The organism is Marinobacterium iners DSM 11526, from assembly GCF_900107855.1.
Lineage (GTDB): Bacteria > Pseudomonadota > Gammaproteobacteria > Pseudomonadales > Balneatricaceae > Marinobacterium > Marinobacterium iners.
In genome coordinates this window covers 1-16,350 of record NZ_FNRJ01000018.1, presented here as the reverse complement: position 1 = coordinate 16,350, position 16,350 = coordinate 1, and the positions used below count along the sequence as shown (strand labels likewise).

The 16,350-nt window shown below is 53.5% G+C and carries 15 protein-coding genes; 9 read left to right on the top strand and 6 right to left on the bottom strand.

The window, feature by feature from the left end:
• Positions 1–69: 69 nt before the first annotated feature.
• A complete protein-coding gene (locus BLV48_RS15425; protein WP_091827690.1) occupies positions 70–3,180 on the bottom strand; it encodes an efflux RND transporter permease subunit in 3,111 nt (1,036 codons plus the stop codon).
• Positions 3,177–4,286: an efflux RND transporter periplasmic adaptor subunit gene (locus BLV48_RS15420; RefSeq protein ID WP_175527699.1), complete on the bottom strand. Its 1,110-nt coding sequence runs from the start codon at positions 4,284–4,286 to the stop codon at positions 3,177–3,179. Before BLV48_RS15420 ends, BLV48_RS15425 begins: the two co-directional genes overlap by 4 nt.
• 106 nt (positions 4,287–4,392) lie before the next feature.
• On the opposite strand from BLV48_RS15420, the gene BLV48_RS18795 reads away from it, so the two are divergent.
• Positions 4,393–5,004, top strand: a complete 612-nt coding sequence (locus BLV48_RS18795) for a TetR/AcrR family transcriptional regulator (RefSeq protein ID WP_175527698.1) — start codon at positions 4,393–4,395, stop codon at positions 5,002–5,004.
• 77 nt (positions 5,005–5,081) lie between these two features.
• Here BLV48_RS18795 and BLV48_RS15405 read toward each other — a convergent pair whose 3' ends face one another.
• On the bottom strand, positions 5,082–6,221 hold the full coding sequence (locus tag BLV48_RS15405) for an aminomethyl transferase family protein (protein WP_091827687.1): 1,140 nt from the start codon (positions 6,219–6,221) through the stop codon (positions 5,082–5,084).
• A 414-nt stretch (positions 6,222–6,635) separates the two neighbouring features.
• On the opposite strand from BLV48_RS15405, the gene BLV48_RS15400 reads away from it, so the two are divergent.
• Genes BLV48_RS15400 through fabG form a run of 5 tightly spaced genes read left to right on the top strand, consistent with a single transcriptional unit; the run spans position 6,636 to position 10,298 of the window.
• Complete coding sequence (locus tag BLV48_RS15400) at positions 6,636–7,181, top strand: dimethylamine monooxygenase subunit DmmA family protein (protein WP_091827686.1); 546 nt, start codon at positions 6,636–6,638, stop codon at positions 7,179–7,181.
• On the top strand, positions 7,181–8,131 hold the full coding sequence (locus BLV48_RS15395) for a PDR/VanB family oxidoreductase (RefSeq protein ID WP_091827685.1): 951 nt from the start codon (positions 7,181–7,183) through the stop codon (positions 8,129–8,131). Before BLV48_RS15400 ends, BLV48_RS15395 begins: the two co-directional genes overlap by 1 nt.
• An 11-nt stretch (positions 8,132–8,142) precedes the next feature.
• Positions 8,143–9,162, top strand: a complete 1,020-nt coding sequence (locus tag BLV48_RS15390; protein WP_091827684.1) for a heme-dependent oxidative N-demethylase family protein — start codon at positions 8,143–8,145, stop codon at positions 9,160–9,162.
• 13 nt (positions 9,163–9,175) lie between these two features.
• On the top strand, positions 9,176–9,502 hold the full coding sequence (locus BLV48_RS15385; protein WP_091827683.1) for a DMT family transporter: 327 nt from the start codon (positions 9,176–9,178) through the stop codon (positions 9,500–9,502).
• A 37-nt stretch (positions 9,503–9,539) separates the two neighbouring features.
• Complete coding sequence (gene fabG / locus BLV48_RS15380; RefSeq protein ID WP_091827682.1) at positions 9,540–10,298, top strand: 3-oxoacyl-ACP reductase FabG; 759 nt, start codon at positions 9,540–9,542, stop codon at positions 10,296–10,298.
• Positions 10,299–10,487: 189 nt separating this feature from the next.
• Here fabG and ada read toward each other — a convergent pair whose 3' ends face one another.
• Positions 10,488–11,552, bottom strand: coding sequence for a bifunctional DNA-binding transcriptional regulator/O6-methylguanine-DNA methyltransferase Ada (gene ada / locus BLV48_RS15375; protein WP_091827681.1), 1,065 nt, complete (start codon positions 11,550–11,552; stop codon positions 10,488–10,490).
• Positions 11,553–11,824: 272 nt separating this feature from the next.
• Between ada and BLV48_RS15370 the strand changes: the two genes are divergently transcribed.
• Together BLV48_RS15370 and BLV48_RS15365 are read left to right on the top strand one after the other, a co-directional pair.
• Entirely contained in the window at positions 11,825–12,703 is an 879-nt protein-coding gene (locus BLV48_RS15370) for a DMT family transporter (RefSeq protein WP_254775062.1), read from the top strand.
• Between the two features lie 135 nt (positions 12,704–12,838).
• Positions 12,839–13,450: a DNA-3-methyladenine glycosylase family protein gene (locus tag BLV48_RS15365; protein ID WP_091827680.1), complete on the top strand. Its 612-nt coding sequence runs from the start codon at positions 12,839–12,841 to the stop codon at positions 13,448–13,450.
• A gap of 196 nt (positions 13,451–13,646) precedes the next feature.
• On the opposite strand, the gene BLV48_RS15360 is transcribed toward BLV48_RS15365, so the two are convergent.
• On the bottom strand, positions 13,647–14,675 hold the full coding sequence (locus BLV48_RS15360; protein WP_091827679.1) for a methionine synthase: 1,029 nt from the start codon (positions 14,673–14,675) through the stop codon (positions 13,647–13,649).
• A 28-nt stretch (positions 14,676–14,703) separates the two neighbouring features.
• A complete protein-coding gene (locus BLV48_RS15355) occupies positions 14,704–15,681 on the bottom strand; it encodes a putative oxygenase MesX (RefSeq protein WP_091827678.1) in 978 nt (325 codons plus the stop codon).
• 401 nt (positions 15,682–16,082) lie between these two features.
• Between BLV48_RS15355 and BLV48_RS15350 the strand changes: the two genes are divergently transcribed.
• Positions 16,083–16,350: leucine zipper domain-containing protein (locus BLV48_RS15350; RefSeq protein WP_139253937.1), on the top strand; the 268-nt coding region annotated here is incomplete at its 3' end.

Genomic DNA, 16,350 nt, shown 5'->3' with positions numbered 1-16,350 from the left:
CAAAAAGGACTCCTCCAGAGTCAAAGGCCCTTCGGGGCCTTTTTTTGTGCGCCCGGCGAAGCCTTGCAATCAGGCTTGCCGGTTGTCACTCATCAACAGCAGGTCATCTGCCTGCATGGACGTGCTTCCGAAAGTGCGGTGACGGGTCATCAAGAGGAAGCAGGACGGTACAAAATAGAACGAGAGCAATGTGGTCAGCAGAGTGCCTCCGGCGATGGCAACCGCGAAGGGGGGCCAGAAACCGCCACCCGCCAGAATCAGCGGCATAAAGCCCCCGATGGTGGTGATGGTGGTTGAACTGATGTGGCGGGTGCAGCTCTGAACCGCTTGGGTGATGGCGTGAATATCCCCCCTGGCTGCATTCGGATCAGCCTTGAGTTCTGCCAGAATGACGATGGCCGCATTGATGGCCAGCCCCATTAAGCCCAGCAGGGCAATGATGACGGTAAAGCCGAACGGGTAGCCGAACAGCCAAACGGTCAGCAACCCCAACCCGGCCGCTTGAAGTGCAGTCGCAAAGATCAGACCGCTGATACGGAAGGAGTTGAACGAGAGCACCACCACTGCGATCAGCAGCACAACAATAATGCCCACATTGGCCATTAGGTTGCCGACCGCACGGTCACGCTCAGACGCTTCACCGCCGATCTCCAGCCGATAGCCTGCGGGGAGTTCGAACCCTGCCTCATCCAGTGCCTGTTTGTATGTCTGCAGGGCGCTACCGGGCAGAACGCCAAAACCGAGAAACCCCTCGATAACGTTGACGCGCTCACCATTGCGGCGGGGAATGGCGCCCAGACTCGGCTGCAGGCTGATCGATGCCAGTGCACTAAGCGGGATGTTCCCTGCGGTCGGGGTGCTGATGTGCAGCTGCTCCAGTGCGGCGGCAGACTGGCGCCGTTCATCGGCGATTCTGACTCTGACGGGAATGGACTCGGTGCCGTCCAGGAGTTCACCGGCATCGACACCCTGTAGTGCGGTTTGTAACTGCTGGGCAATCTCGCGCAAACCCAGACCGGCAACCCGGGCCGAGGCTTCATTCACATCCAGCCAGACCTTGGGCATGCCGGACTGCAATGTGGCGCGGGTGTGAATAACCTGTGGCACAGTCGAAAGAATTCGCCGCGCTTCATCCCCCAGAACCTTGAGTCGATCCAGTGACGGGCCATACAGGCGCAGTTCGATCGGGGCGTTGAACGGAGGGCCCTGATCCAGTTGGCGTACCAGAATCTGGGCGCCAGGCAGAGCCTGATCAAGGCGCTGCTGCAGCTGCGGAATTAACCGGTTGGCGCTGGTAACGTCGGCGGTGGTGATCATTGCCTGGGCGTAGTTGGGTTTGCCATCGTTCAGGGGAACCAGATTGTAATAGAAGGGCGGGACACTGTTGCCAATGAACCATGTGACCTGTTGGATGGCGGGATATTCCGTCAACAGGGCACTGATATCGGTGGTGACGGCAGCGGTATGCTGGAGGCTGGATTGCGGCGGCAGATGCAGTTCGATATGGAACATATCCCGATCAGACGGCGGAAAAAATTGCTCAGTCAGCTGGCCAGCACTCCAGAAACCGGTCAGCGGCAATATCATGACCAGTATTCCGGCACGCCAGGGGTGGCGCAGAGCCAGTTGCAGACTCTGTGTGAACATGCGCGCCAGCGCTGGCAGGTGCAGGCCGGTGCGATACCAGTGGTCGGTACCGCGTGGTACCGGGCGAAGATAGCGGCCGGCCATGGCGGCGATCAGTGTATGTGACAGCAGCCATGAACCAATCAAGGCAAAGATCACACTGATGGCGATACCGCCAACAAACTCACCGGCGGGTCCTGGCATCAGCACAATCGGCATGAAAGCGAGAATGGTGGTCAGGGTCGAGCCCAGCAGTGGCAACCAGAAGTGTTTGACCGACTCGATTACGGCCTCTTGGGCGGATGCACCCTGCTGTCGGCGATGCTGAATGCTGTCGACCATAACAATGGCATTATCGATCATGATGCCCAACGCAACCACCAGCCCGGTGACAGACATCTGGTGGATCGGCAAACCGTACGCATTCATGCAGGCGAGCGTGAACAGCGTGGTCAGCGGCAGTGCAACAGCGGTGATCAGGGCCGCGCGCAGCCCCAGCGTGACCATTAGAACCAACAGGATAATGACAAACCCCTCGGCAACATTGAGCACCAGTTCCTGCAGTCGCGTTTGGGTATAGCCGCTTTGATCAAACAGAATGTGCGCTTCGATATTGGCGGGCAGGCTGTCATTGAACAGGTCCAGTCGCTCTCGGGCTGAAGCGGTCCACTGATCCACACGCAGATGCGGCAGCATGCGCACACCGATCACAACCCCCGGTTCGGCATCAATGCTGACCTGCTCCCGCGTCGGGAAGCGCAGCGCGGGTTCGACGCGGGCGATGTCACCCACTCGGCTGAGATGACCATCGGCATCGGTCTGAATCGGAATGGCGCGGATGCGTTCGGCTGTATCCAGTGCACCGGTGATTTCGATCTGAAACTGTGTCTCATCGTTGGTGATCTCACCCGCGGCGATACGGGCATCCGCCCGTTGTACGGCTCCTGCAATGGCAGGAATGGTCAGGCCCCGAGCGCCTGCCTGTTCCGGGTCAACTTCAACGCGTATCTCCTCCTGCTGCTCGCCATACACCTCAACGTAGTCAGTGCCGTTCAAGGTTCGCATGCGGCTTTCAAGCTCTTTGGCATAGCGCCCCAGAGTGGCCATATCCGGTGGTGTGGTGTCTGACCAGCGCAATCCGATCAGAAGGGTGAAGGCATAGCCACGGTCATCTTCCAGTTGTGGTGCCGAGCTGCCGGTGGGCAGTTGAGGAGTAAGGTCATTGAGCAGATCCCGGGCGCGTGACCAGATCGGCGCCACATCGGTGACGCGATCCTCCAGCTCCAGACTGACAAAGGAGATGCCGGGGCGGGAGGTAGAACTGATCAGTTTGATGTCGGCCAGTTCACGCAGGGCATTTTCGATCGGCTCGGAAATTTGCGCTTCGACCCGTTCGGCACTGGCTCCGGGGAGGTGCGTAATAACGGTTGCGATGCGTGCAAGCACACGCGGGTCTTCCATTCGCGGCAGGCTGTGCAGGGCGGCCATGCCGGCCACGATCAGCAGAGCCACCAGCAGTGCCAGCAAACGACCGTTGAACAGAGCAGCCTTCATTCGGGTCGTCCTTCAGTGGAAAGGGCCGGGTTCGCAGGCGAGACCTTTTGTCCGGGTACAACCCGGTGCAAGCCGCTGACGATGATCTGCTCACCCCCTGTGACGGCACCGGTTATATAGGCAGTTTGCTGATCACTGTGCAGTACGCGGATATCACGCGCCTCGACAATCGTGCCCGCGTCAGTTTGCTTGAGCGCGTAAAGATTCCACAGGCCGCGAACACCTTCGGTCAGTGCGCTCAGGGGTACCGAAAAGCCTGATGCCGCATAGTCCTGCGGCAGTGACAGCTGCACCAGTTCGCCATTGACCAGGCCAGTATCGTCAAGCGGCATCAGTCGCGCCTGCAAAGTACGTGTCCCCGGATTCAGGTCGGCACCCACACTGAGCAGGCGCGCCTGCAGGGTGCGTTGTCCGGCGTACAGGGTGTAGAGCCTGTCCTCACGCAGTGCACTGGCCTGTTCGGGCGGTAGGCCGACACTCACCTCGGCGTTGGCGACAGACAGCAGTTGGAGAACAGGTTGGCCGGCCGCGACAACTTCGCCTTCATCGGCCAGACGTTGTGCAATACGGGCCTCAAAGGGGGCATGCAGTACGGACTTTTCCAATCGCAGGCGGTTGGCCGCAAGGGCACTGTCAGTGACGGCCACCGAGGCTTGCAGGGCTTCTACTTCAGCGTTCAGCTCATCCAGATTTTGGGCCGAGGCATATCCCTTCTGCTGCAGGGCCGTGAAGCGGTTCAGGCTGGCTTTGGCCAGTTTGAGCCTGGCCTTGATCTCGTTGCGCTGGGCCTGTAGCTGAGTTGTTTCGGCTTCCAGCAGTTGGGTATCAAGCCGGGCCAGCACTTGACCGGCCTTGACGCTCGCACCTTCGTTGACATTGATGAGTGCCAGTTTGCCACCGGCTTCGAAGCCCAGCGCACTGTTCTGCTTGACCTCAACGGTCCCTGCATAGCGGTGTTCAATGGTGTAGGCCTGCCGGGGCTCAAGTGTGAACACCGAAACAGTCAGCGGTTCGGCAATGGCCAAGACAGTGTCATCGCTGCTGTTGCAGCCCGAAAGAATCACAATACACAGTGTTGCAACACACAAGGGGCGGAAAAGATTCATATGAGTAGGGCCATAAGGGCTATAATAATGGACTGATGAGTTTAGTTTAGAGTCAATAGACTGGACTGTATAGTATGATTTTGTTCCAAATATCAGGAGAGTGCTTTTGAGACCCAGCAGTGCAGCCAAACGTGAGCAGATACTGGACGCTGCCTCGACGCTGTTTGTGCAGCATGGTTTTACCGATACCAGCATGGAAATGGTGGCGCAGCAGGCGGGCGTGTCCAAGCAGACGGTGTACAGTCACTTTGGCTGTAAGGATGATCTTTTTACGGCTGCCATTCGGTGCAAGTGCGATCGCTATAACCTGGTTGATCTGCTGGTGCGTGAAGATGGCTCTTTGCGGGAACGGTTGCTCGACATCGGTCGTCACTTCATTCAGTTAATACTGTCTGAAGAAGCGCGCTGCGTGCACCGAACCTGTGTGGCCCAGGTCGATACTCAACCGCAAGCGGCAGCACTTTTTTTTGCCGCCGGGCCTCAGGTCATGATTCAGGGGTTCACCGATATGCTGGGGCGTGAAGCCGAGTTGGGCCGGGTTGTCATGGAGCAGCCACGCCATGCCGCCATTCAGTTCCTGATGATGGTGATGGGGGAGGCCAAGCTACGCTCCGAGCTGGGTATTACTCCTCAGCTGAGTGATGAAGAGATTGATCGTTACATTGTGAGTTGTGTTGACCTGTTTCTGCGCGGCTATGGCTATACTGAGGGGCAGTGACCGCTGCAGCTACGTGTGATGATCCAACCGAAAAGGGCTGTTTATGGAAACAGGCCCCCTCGGTGTGTCAGGCCTGATCAGCCCTTAGCGGTACGCTTTATTTTCTCGGGATCATCAAATGGCAGGGTATGGGCGATGGCCGATACCTCAAGGCTACCTTTGACCTGAAGCGGGGTGCCCTGCTCGGCGTAGGGCACTTCAAGACGAGCGATTGCCATTGATCTGTCGGTCAGGCGTGAATACATGGCGCAGGTGATAACCCCCACCTTTTTGCCATCGGCCCAGAGTTCATCACCCTCGGAAGCGGCCTCTTTTCCTTCCAGCAAAACACCGAAAATCTTGAATCGCTCTTTGCCCTGCAGGCGGAAGTGCTCGTAAGCACCGCAGAATTCTGTCTTGTCCTTGGACACTGTGAAATCCAGGCCCAGCTCCCAAAGTGTATCGCCGGCCGGTTCGTTTTCGAACGGGTACATCTCGGAGTTATCGAACGGATAGAACAGCAGGTAACTTTCGGTACGCAGCCAGTCGAGCGCGGTGAAAGAGCAGGGAATGATGCCGAACGCTTTGCCGTGCTCCAGAATGCCGTCCCAAATGGTAGTGGCGTCGGCCGCCTTACAGAAGATCTCGTAACCGCGCTCGCCGGTATAGCCGGTGCGTGAAATGGTGATCGGGCAACCGAACAGGCGTGCGTGCGTGTGGTGGAAGTAGGCCAGATCCCGGATTCCGGGGATATGCTCAGCGAGGAAATCCACTGCAGTGGGGCCTTGCAGCGAAAGATCGTGCATATCGTCATCAAACAGCACGGCAACCTGTTTGCCCAGTGCCGCCTGGGTCAGGCGTTCATAGCCGGCGCCGGTGCCATGTACAACCATGAAAGCGTTGGGGCCCATGCGGTATATAACACAGTCATCAATAAACTTGCCGGCTTCATTCAGCATGGTCGCGTAGACCGCCTTGCCCGGATACAGCTTGGAGATGTCACGCGTGGTGGCCCACTCCAGCAGGCTCTCGGCATGTGGACCCACGTAGTGCACCTTCTTCAAGCCTGATACATCCATCAAGCCTGCCTTGGTACGGATTGCTTCGTGCTCATCGGCCAGAGTGTAACCGCTTTTGCTGTAGGTCCATGCCGTAGGCAGGCCGTTCCAGTCTTCAAGGTTTGAGCCCAGGGCACGATGTCTTTCAGCCAGTGCGGCGATACGCCATGAATTAGCCATTTTTCTCTCCATTGGTAACAGATCATAATTAATTCCTGAAGAGGAACTATTATTCCTGATAGGAAAGCAAGTTCCGGGCCATTAAGACTCAACGTCATGATTTATAGAGTGAAAAAATAATCCCAATCAAAACTGGCTCGGGCCTTGGCCAATATTTGGGTATGGGGAGCTGAAGTGCGACCCGTTTTGGGTCAACCGGGGTACTTTTGCACCGTAATGATCATCTGCCCTGTGCTGAGTCATCCGGATACGGAAATGCACTGTTGCTGTGCCCTTATAGAGGAGATGTTTTGGATTGATAATCCTAAGGTATTGAAATTTATCTGGTTTCATATTTTGGCAGAAAAATTGCTTTTCCTAGGGAGAAATAAATTACACCACTAATAAATTTTGGGTAACCCAAAAGGAGTAGTGATGCAGATCGATCCATCCATCAAGAGTCGTCCGACCTATACGCCACCCGAGCTGGTCGCGACAGCAGGACTACAGTTGTTTGTCAGTGAGTCAGACGCAGAGCACCTGCTGGAACCGCTGTACCGTCAGTGTGCTGAATCAGGTGCACAATGGCTGGTGGCGGAACCGGGCAATGCGCCGGGTACGCTGGCGAACTCGCTGTCGGGCTACCTGCAACACATTCTGAATGACGCGCCGGTGACCACCCGATTGTATGTGGCCGGAAGTGAAGGCTTTCTGTGGGACATACGCAATCAAGCGTTGTCGGCCGGGCTGGTCGATGAGCAGATTCAATTGGCGCCTCCGATCAGTTCTGCCCGCCGGTTATTCTGTACCCATTGCTACACCCTTATGGAAGGGGTGACAGCCAGTCCTCACACCTGCACAGGGTGTGGTCGTTTGTTGTTGGTACGGGATCATTTTGCCCGTCTGCATGGTGCCTACGTAGGGGTGCAGATCAATGCTGAAGATCCTGATGAACAGCCGGAACAGGAGGTGTTGCAGTAATGAGTATCGACAGCATACCGGTGCGTGTGATGGCCATCGAGCAGGTGGCACCGATGATTCGAGAGTTCAAACTGGAAGCGATTGAAGGCCGGCTGCCGGCATTCTCGCCCGGCAGTCATGTTCAGGTGATCATGCCGGGAGCATCCCGCGAGATCCGTAATGCCTATTCGCTGTGTGGCGACCCTGCCACACCGCGGCGTTACAGCATCGCCGTGCGGTTGCAGGATGCCTCCCGTGGCGGTTCTTCTTTCATGCATGGACAGGTGAACGTAGGGGACCAGCTGGCGATCACACCACCGGCCAACCTCTTTGCTCCCGTGATGACTGCCCGCAAACACCTGCTGATTGCAGGTGGCGTTGGCATCACCCCCTTCATGTCGTATATCCCGGAACTCAAACGGAAGGGTGCTGATTTCGAGTTGCACTATCTGTATCGAAGCAGTCAAACCGGCGCCTATCTGGATCAACTGCAGCAGCAACTTGGATCGGCTCTCCATCGCTATGACTCTGTGCAGGGTAATAAATGTGACCTGACTGCCGTGTTGAGCGGTCAGGGGCCGGGGACCCATGTCTATATCTGTGGCCCTGAATCGTTGATTGACGGTGTTCGCAGCACGGCAGCCGCTTTGGGCTGGCCAGACAGCCTGATCCATTTCGAAGCCTTTGCCGCACCCGAGCCGGGCGAGCCGTTCAAGGCGCAGCTGACCCACAGCGGAAAAACGGTGGACGTAGCGGCCGATGAAAGCCTGCTTGAAGCGCTGGAGCGTGAAGGCGTCAAGGTTCCCAATCTGTGCCGTGCAGGCGTCTGTGGCCAATGTCGCACGGCTGTTCTTGAGGGCGATGTTGAGCATCGAGATGACTTCCTGTCCAACGACGAGCGCTCCAGCGGCAGCTGCATCATGCCCTGCGTCTCCCGTGCCGCCGGCAAACACCTGACTTTGGACCTATAGGAGCGACAGCTATGCGCATGTCACCCAAACCCGTACAAACCTTTCGTGATGACTTTACCTACAGCAACAGCCCCGGTGCCGTTGCACGTTTTCCGTTCCCGTTTCCAGAGGACGAGTATCGCTACTCGGTCAACATTGAGCCCCACGTGACGCCGGGGCCGGAAGGGTCAGTGTTTGAGTTTCTGCTGGATATCGACGAACACTATCTGTCGGAGATGGCCGAGCGTGCCACCGTGCTGGAAGAAAATCCCAAACGCTGTCTGGCGATGCCGCATATGGATCTCGCGTGCTGGGATATGATCGAGCGATGCATGACATCACTGGCAGCGGATTACCCCGAACATTTCAGCCTGCAGGTTGATGGTGACCAGTGGACCTGGGAAAACCGGCTGCTCAATATCAAGGATAGCTTCACCTTTGGTGACAGCAGCACCTTGCCGTTGCCACCGATGGAGTACATGGGCCGTCAGGTACAGGGCGACTTCGCACTATTGGACCAGCGTGATGGTGACCTGTTCCTGGATGCGGGCATCGTGACCTGCCCAGCCGACTGGTCGCTGGCGTTCGATGCCGGCATGAGCTTTTCCGAGTGGCACGGCCCGGTCCCGCTGGCCCACGAAATGGGCGTGTTTGACCGTGCCCTGAAGTATCTGACCGCCATTCCGGTCGGGCGTCCAGTGCGTCGCCTGAACTGGACCCTGACTGTCAACGCACGCATGGACACCTCGCCGGAAACCTATCCGAACTGGGGCACCGACCGGGCCAGCGTTACTGCTGATAACGTGGGTGAGAAAGTACACCTTCGAGTGGAACTGCAGGTGCTGGATCGCATGCCGCGCAGCAATGCACTGATGTTCAGTATTCGTACTTTCCTGATCAGCTTTGACGATCTGGTGACCAACCCGGACTGGGCGCGCCGCATGCACCGGGTGCTCAAGACCCTGCCGCCGGAGCTGATCGAATACAAGGGACTGGGGCGGTATCACGACCTGGCTGTCGAATGGCTGTCGCGCTTCGACCCGGCCAACTGAAACGGAGCGTTGAATGGGCTGGATCTATCTGCTGATCGCCGGAGTACTGGAGTGCCTTTGGGCGCTCGGCCTCAAATACAGTGACGGCTTCACCCGGCTGTGGCCTTCGTTGATTACCGCGGCGCTGATCGTGATCAGTCTGGGATTGCTGTCGTTGGCCATGCGGACCATTCCCGTGGGAACTGCCTATGCGGTATGGTCAGGGATTGGAGCCTCTGCACTGGCGGTTGTCGGTATCCTGTTCATGCAGGAACCGGGCGGTCTGATTCGGATGGGTTGTATCGGCATGATCATCGCCGGTGTGGTGGGGCTCAAACTGTTTGGTGAAGGGACGGTCTGATCGTCAGGCGCATGGCTGAATTGAACGAGGTATAGGCATGAATGACAGCAAACCCGTAGTGCTTGTGACCGGAGCAAGCAAGGGCATTGGGCTGGGGATTGCCCGTGTATTTGCGGACAAGGGTTACAGAGTTGCCATAGCGGCACGACATTTGGAACAGGCTCAGGCGGCAGCGGACAGTCTTGAGACGGAAGCGTTGGGCTTGGCTGCTGACGTGACAGATCGTGCGTCACTGGAGGCCGCCGTTAACGCGGTGCAGGCGAAGTTTGGCCAACTGGACGTGTTGTGTGCAAACGCGGGCATCTTCCCGTCGGCAGACCTTGAAACCATGACCGAAGACGACTGGGATCTGGTCATCAATACCAATCTCAAGGGCATGTTCAATACTGTACAGGCGGCCCTTCCGGTGCTGAAAGCGAGCCAATGTGGCCGCATCGTGGTGACCTCGTCCATCACCGGGCCGGTCACCGGTTTTCCGGGCTGGTCGCATTACGGTGCCAGCAAGGCCGGTCAGCTCGGATTCGTGCGAACCGCATCGATTGAGCTGGCCAAATATGGCATCACCGTCAATGCGGTCATGCCGGGTAACATCATTACCGAAGGGCTGGAGGGCATGGGCGAGGACTACCTGCGCCAGATGGCAGCGTCCATACCCTTGAAACGGCTGGGTCGAGTCGAGGATATCGGCCATGCGGCGGTGTTTTTTGCGTCACCCGAGGCGAGCTATATCACCGGCCAGACGTTGATCGTGGATGGCGGGCAGATACTGCCGGAGTCGCTTGAAGCGGTCGGCTGAAGCTGGTATCACCCGGAACTGCCGCTTCTCTCGCATAACATAGAGGATGAGTGCCCGACGCTCATCTTCACTTCTCTATGAACTGAGTCAGGGAGTTCTGGTGGAGTCCGTTCGTATTGGGGGAAGAAATTTACCAAACATTCGATCTTATCGAGTATTAACTGAACCAGACGGCTTGCGGCAGCAGGATTATCCAAAACGCCGCTTTCTTTCCGCGTCTAGTAGGGCTCGTTTTCGCTCCAGCCCCCAGCGGTATCCGCCAAGGCTTCCGTCTCCTCTCAAGACCCGATGGCAAGGGATAAGCACGCCTATACGGTTTTTTGCACACGCTGATGCCACTGCCCGAACCGCTTTGGGCTTGTCGATTTTTTCAGCCACCTCGCTATAACTGAGAACGTTGCCTTCTTGGATGCTCAACAGAAACTGCCATACCTTCATTTGAAAGGCTGTGCCCCGCATATCAAGCGGCAGGTCAGGTCTGGGAGCCCCTTTACTAATATGTTGATCCAAGGCTTCCATCCAGGCATCAAGTTCGGGAGCGTCTTGCGCAGGTGAGGCGCTCAACTCAGCATTGGGGAACTCCGCTTTTAAATTGGTAACCAATGATGCTTTATCCTCACCAAATTGGACAAAACAGACGCCTTTATCAGTCGCGGCCATAGCCATCTGACCCAGTGCAGTGTTTCGGCATGCGTAGGCAATGGTCTCACCAGCACCGCCTGATCGATAGGCCTTTGGCGTCATTCCGATATTGCGGGTTGCTTCGCCATAGACACGACTAATGGAGCCAAAACCTGAGGAAAAAATCGCATTGGTCACGCTGTCACCTTCCTTCAATAATTGCTTGAAGTGCCGCATTCGAACAGCGTCTTGGTAGGCTTTTGGTGAAATACCAAAGGCTTCCTTGAATATTCTTTGCAGTCTTGAGGGAGACAGTTCGGCTAACTCAGCCAAACTAGACAGTGTTAGCCGTTCATCAGCATGCTTTTCAATATGGCGGGCGATCTCCACCAATCGATCTATTCGTGGAATCTTTGCTGTGGCCTGGCAGCGCTTACAGGGCCTGAAGCCTGCCAACATGGCGCTTTCAATAGTAGAAAAAAACCTCAGGTTTTCAGGCTTGGCAGAGCGAGCGGAGCAGGACGGTTTGCAGAATACGCCTGTCGTGATGACGCCGTAGAAGAAGTGTCCATCGTAGGACTCATCCCTTGCTTCTATTGCGGCTCGCATTTGCTGTTCTGATGGCATCGACATGACGTAGTACTTTTTGCGAAGTTGATAATACTAGTTGAGCCGATTTCGAGGAGCGCGTCCATCCGATTATTGCTAAGCAATTTTCAATCGATGGAGTTGTTGCATCAGGAGTCCTGAATGCAGGCCTGGTATTGAAAGCGAATTAGAATGCAAGAATCGGATGTTTCGTCTTTTGATCACTCGTTATGATGGTTCCAACCTGTGTTCATTTTGGGCTGACATTCACTATGACATCTTCTATTAACACCACTATGGGCACTCGCGAGTGGGCGATGCTGATTACGTTGTCTGTCCTATGGGGAGGGTCCTTTTTCTTCGTCGGTGTGGCTGTTACAGATCTTCCTCCATTAACCATTGTTACTCTAAGAGTCGGGATCGCAGCCATAACGTTATGGTGCATCGTGCTGGTAATGGGGCTGCGACCTCCAAAGAGTCTGGAAGTTTGGGCGGCATTTCTGGGAATGGGGCTGTTGAACAATGTCATTCCCTTTGCGCTCATCGTTTGGGGGCAAACTCAAATAGCTTCGGGGCTGGCATCAATCCTTAACGCTGCAACCCCTATCTTCACTGTTGTCGTCGCAAGCATGCTGTTGCCCGACGAGCGTGCTACACCATTAAAAATCGTGGGTGTAATGATTGGCTTTATCGGGGTAGTTATGATGATCGGTCTACCCGCTATTGATGGTGATAACAGCTTACTCGCGCAGGTCGCTATCATTGCTGCAACATTGTCTTACGCATTTGCGGGTGTATATGGTCGCCGATTTAAGGCAATGGCTGTAAACCCGATCATTACAGCGGCTGGCCAGGTCACAGCATCAGCGCTTGTGTTGGCACCTATCGCCCTGGCTGTAGAGGGTCCACCTGATATAACCGAGATAAATACAGGGACATGGGGAGCAATCTTTGGCTTGGCCGTTCTTTCAACGGCAGTAGCTTATGTCCTCTATTTCAAAATACTGGCATCGGCAGGAGCAACCAACCTGCTGTTGGTCACATTGCTGGTGCCTGTCTCGGCAATATTGCTCGGTTCGCTGCTCCTAAACGAGACACTAGAGGTTGTCCATTTTGTGGGAATGGCGCTGATAGCACTGGGTTTATCCGCCATCGATGGGCGGCTTTGGCGGCGCAGGGTAACAGCGAAAGCCTAACGGCCGCTGCGAAGCTTTCAAGCAAGCTGGCAACGCGGGTACCTGCGAGCTATTTGGGAACGAATAGAGCTATGCTGCCACTGCTTGGCCAGCCAAGTAGTTTGTCTTTCAAAACCTGAAGTGAAGAGCAGCTTTATGAATGCACAGGATATAGATTGTGGAATGAAGGCTCTTGCCCTTATCGATAAGGATATTGAATATGCATTAACAGAGCTGGGGCCGCCACCTCCGCGCCATCGGCCACAAGGTTTTGAGACGTTTCTATCGACCATTATAAGCCAGCAAATTTCGACGGAAGTCGCGCGTGTCATTATGGATCGAGTAACAGCTCTGGTGCCTGATATGACAGCCACTGGATTGTTACATGTGGATGACCAAGCGTTACGTGATGCAGGGTTATCCTGGCGAAAGATTGAATATGCCAAAGGCTTGGCTGAGGCTGTTTACTCGGGACGTTTTGATGTTGACGGGCTTGCTGATTTGAGTGATGAAAAGGCGATTGAGGCAATAATGGAATTGCGAGGCTTTGGCCGCTGGAGCGCTGAGATTTATCTGATGTTCTCTTTGAAACGAAGCGATATTTTTCCTGCCGACGATCTAGCTTTACTAGTTGCTCTGGGACGCTTGAAGGGGCTTTCTGCTAGGCCCACACCCAAGCAAGCACGTGATCTGGTCGAGCATTGGTCACCTTGGAGAAGTGTTGGGTCTCTGTTTCTTTGGCACTACTATCGAGGTGCCCCTACGTGACGTATATACAACCACCTACACCCAACAAATCTGCCAAAACACCTGCTAATACCCCAGTTACAGCTAGTGCTAAAACAGTCGGTATGTTGTTCGTTGGAAAATATATGACATTCATTAATTGATATCTTTATATTGAATAAATAATGGGGCTATTAAAGCCCCAATTATGTGCTCTCTGTTATAGTATTACCGAAAACTATTTAGATAGCTCTTTTCTAACAATTTCTGCACCAGCAGCCAGTGCATTCAATTTACCTCTGGCCAGTTCTCGTGAAAGTGGTGCCATACCACAATTAGTGCATGGGTAAATCTTATCCGCATCTACATATTTAAGAGCTTCGCGAATGGTCGCAGCAACCTCTTCAGGCGTTTCGATGGTGTCAGTTGCTACATCGATAGCACCGACCATGATTTTCTTACCCTTAAGCAGCGCCAGCACTTCCAATGGCACACGGCCGTTATGGCACTCTAGAGAAACAATATCGATGCTTGATTTCTGAATTGCAGGAAAGGTCCGCTCATATTGACGCCATTCTGTTCCCAGGGTCTTTTTCCAGTCAGTATTGGCTTTGATACCATAACCATAACAAATATGAACCGCCGTTTCGCATTTAAGTCCTTCAGTCGCTTTTTCTAACGCTTCTATACCCCATTCACTAACCTCATCGAGGAATACGTTAAAAGCAGGCTCATCAAACTGAATGATGTTGACACCCGCGGCTTCGAGTTCTTTAGCTTCTTCGTTCAGAGCCTTGGCGAATTCGAAAGCCAGCTCCTTACGGTCCTGGTAAAAATCATCGTAGAGTGTATCTACCATGGTCATAGGGCCCGGAAGTGCCCATTTAATGGGCTGGCTAGTTTGAGACCGAAGGAACTTTGCGTCTTCGACAAATACAGGTTTTTGACGGCTGACGGGGCCTATCACACCGGGAACACTAGCGTCGTAGCGATCTCGAATTCTGACGGTTTTTTTGTTTTTGAAATCAACGCCACTCAAATTCTCGATAAATGTTGTTACAAAATGTTGACGGGTTTGCTCACCATCACTGACGATATCAATACCAGCATTTCTTTGCTCTTGCAGGGTAACACGCAGTGCATCCTGCTTTCCTTTAGCGAGTTCATCACCTTCTAATTTCCAAGGAGACCAGAGTTTTTCAGGTTCTGCTAACCATGAAGGTTTAGGCAAACTTCCAGCGGTAGATGTGGGAAGTAGTTTATTCATAAAAAATTCCATTCAGTAGCGTAATTAATTATGCGGCAAATTCTGTAGCCCATTTTTCCAGGATAGGCTGATAACGTTGAATAAAGTTATCTTCGCACCATTTGCCTTGTTTTACCGCCAAAAGGTTGCGTTCCTCTCGATCATAAATCACTTGCGTCAATGAGTAGTCCTCGTTTTTCAAGCTTGGCTTATACTCTTCGCCTGCAACGGAGTGTGCATTATAGATTTCCGGCCGATAAATTTTCTGGAAGGTCTCCATAATGCTGAGGGTACTGATTAGCTCTAAATCGGTATAGTCGTTCAGCAAGTCGCCAAAGAAATAAAAAGCGAAAGGCGCAACACTATTTGGCGGCATAAAATAGCGTACGTCCATGCCCATTTTCTTGAAATATCTTTCAGTCAAAGATGGCTCATTAGGTATGTATTCAATACCTAATACAGGGTGTTGATTGCTGGTTCGATAATAGGTTTTATTATCTGATACGCTTAAACATATAACCGGAAGTTTATTAAAATTATCTTTGTAATTAGAAGATTTAATAAAGTCTTTAAACATCTTCCCATGCAAATCACCATAACCATCAGGCACGGAAAACTGATTTCGTCCTTTGTTGTGATTTTTAAGTAAGACACTAAAATCATAGTCGCGCACATAGGACGAGAAGTTATTGCCAACAATACCTTCGATACGTCTATTATTTTTATGATCGACAATGTAAGTTTTTAAAAACTCGATCGTAGGAAAACTTTTGCCATTTCCTTCGATATCAACGTCGATATGAATAATTTCAAGCTCGACTGAGTACCTATCACCGCCGGGATTGTCCCAGTGTACACGCGAGTTAAAACTATTATTGATCATGCTGATGGTTCTGTATAAGTTTTCTTGCCGCTTTTCGCCGCGAGCCAGGTTGGCAAAGTTAGTGGTAAGACGCGTGTCACTTGATGGTTGATAATGTTGATCAAACCGAATGTTTTTAATGCTGTATGTGAAATTATGACTCATGATTATTTCGTGTTCCGATTCTTAAAATAAAGCCTGACTTTTGTCGCTCTGTTCACTTTTCGAGCTTGTTCGTAGCCGAGAAGTAGGAGCAGATGAAATAAAGTGAGATTTATACAGCTGTATTTAGATGAGTAATATTGATTTTTTATAATAAATCCATGAGTTATTTTCATGGATTGCGGTGTCAGTCAGTACAGGCCTGGGTGTAGACCTATTGCAGAGGAGTGTCTAAGCTGGAGAGAGTCGAACTCATACAGGAGTGCAGCGTCGTCGCCGGTATTTCGCGCATGAGGAAGCATGTATGGTCGCGGGGTGCTAGCTGTGGGTGCTAAGGAGGTTGTTCACGCCGGTTAAGTTCGAGATGCTGGTTATCGCCAAACAAACAGCACAGAACAACCGACATGAACAACCCCCATAAGAATGCACGAACCACGCCCCATATTCGAGCCCTGATCGTTGATCGCGCCATACGTCAGCAACAATCCATCAAAGATATCGCCCACACGTTCGGCATCAGTAGGCGCACGGTGTATAAGTGGCTTGCTCGCTATCGAGAGGCTGGTGACGCTGGTCTTGAGTCAGCATCCAGCCGCCCCCACGCCTCACCGAGGCAGATGCCGAAACAGTGGGTTGAGCTGATTCAGAAGATGCGCCTGACACTCAAGTGGA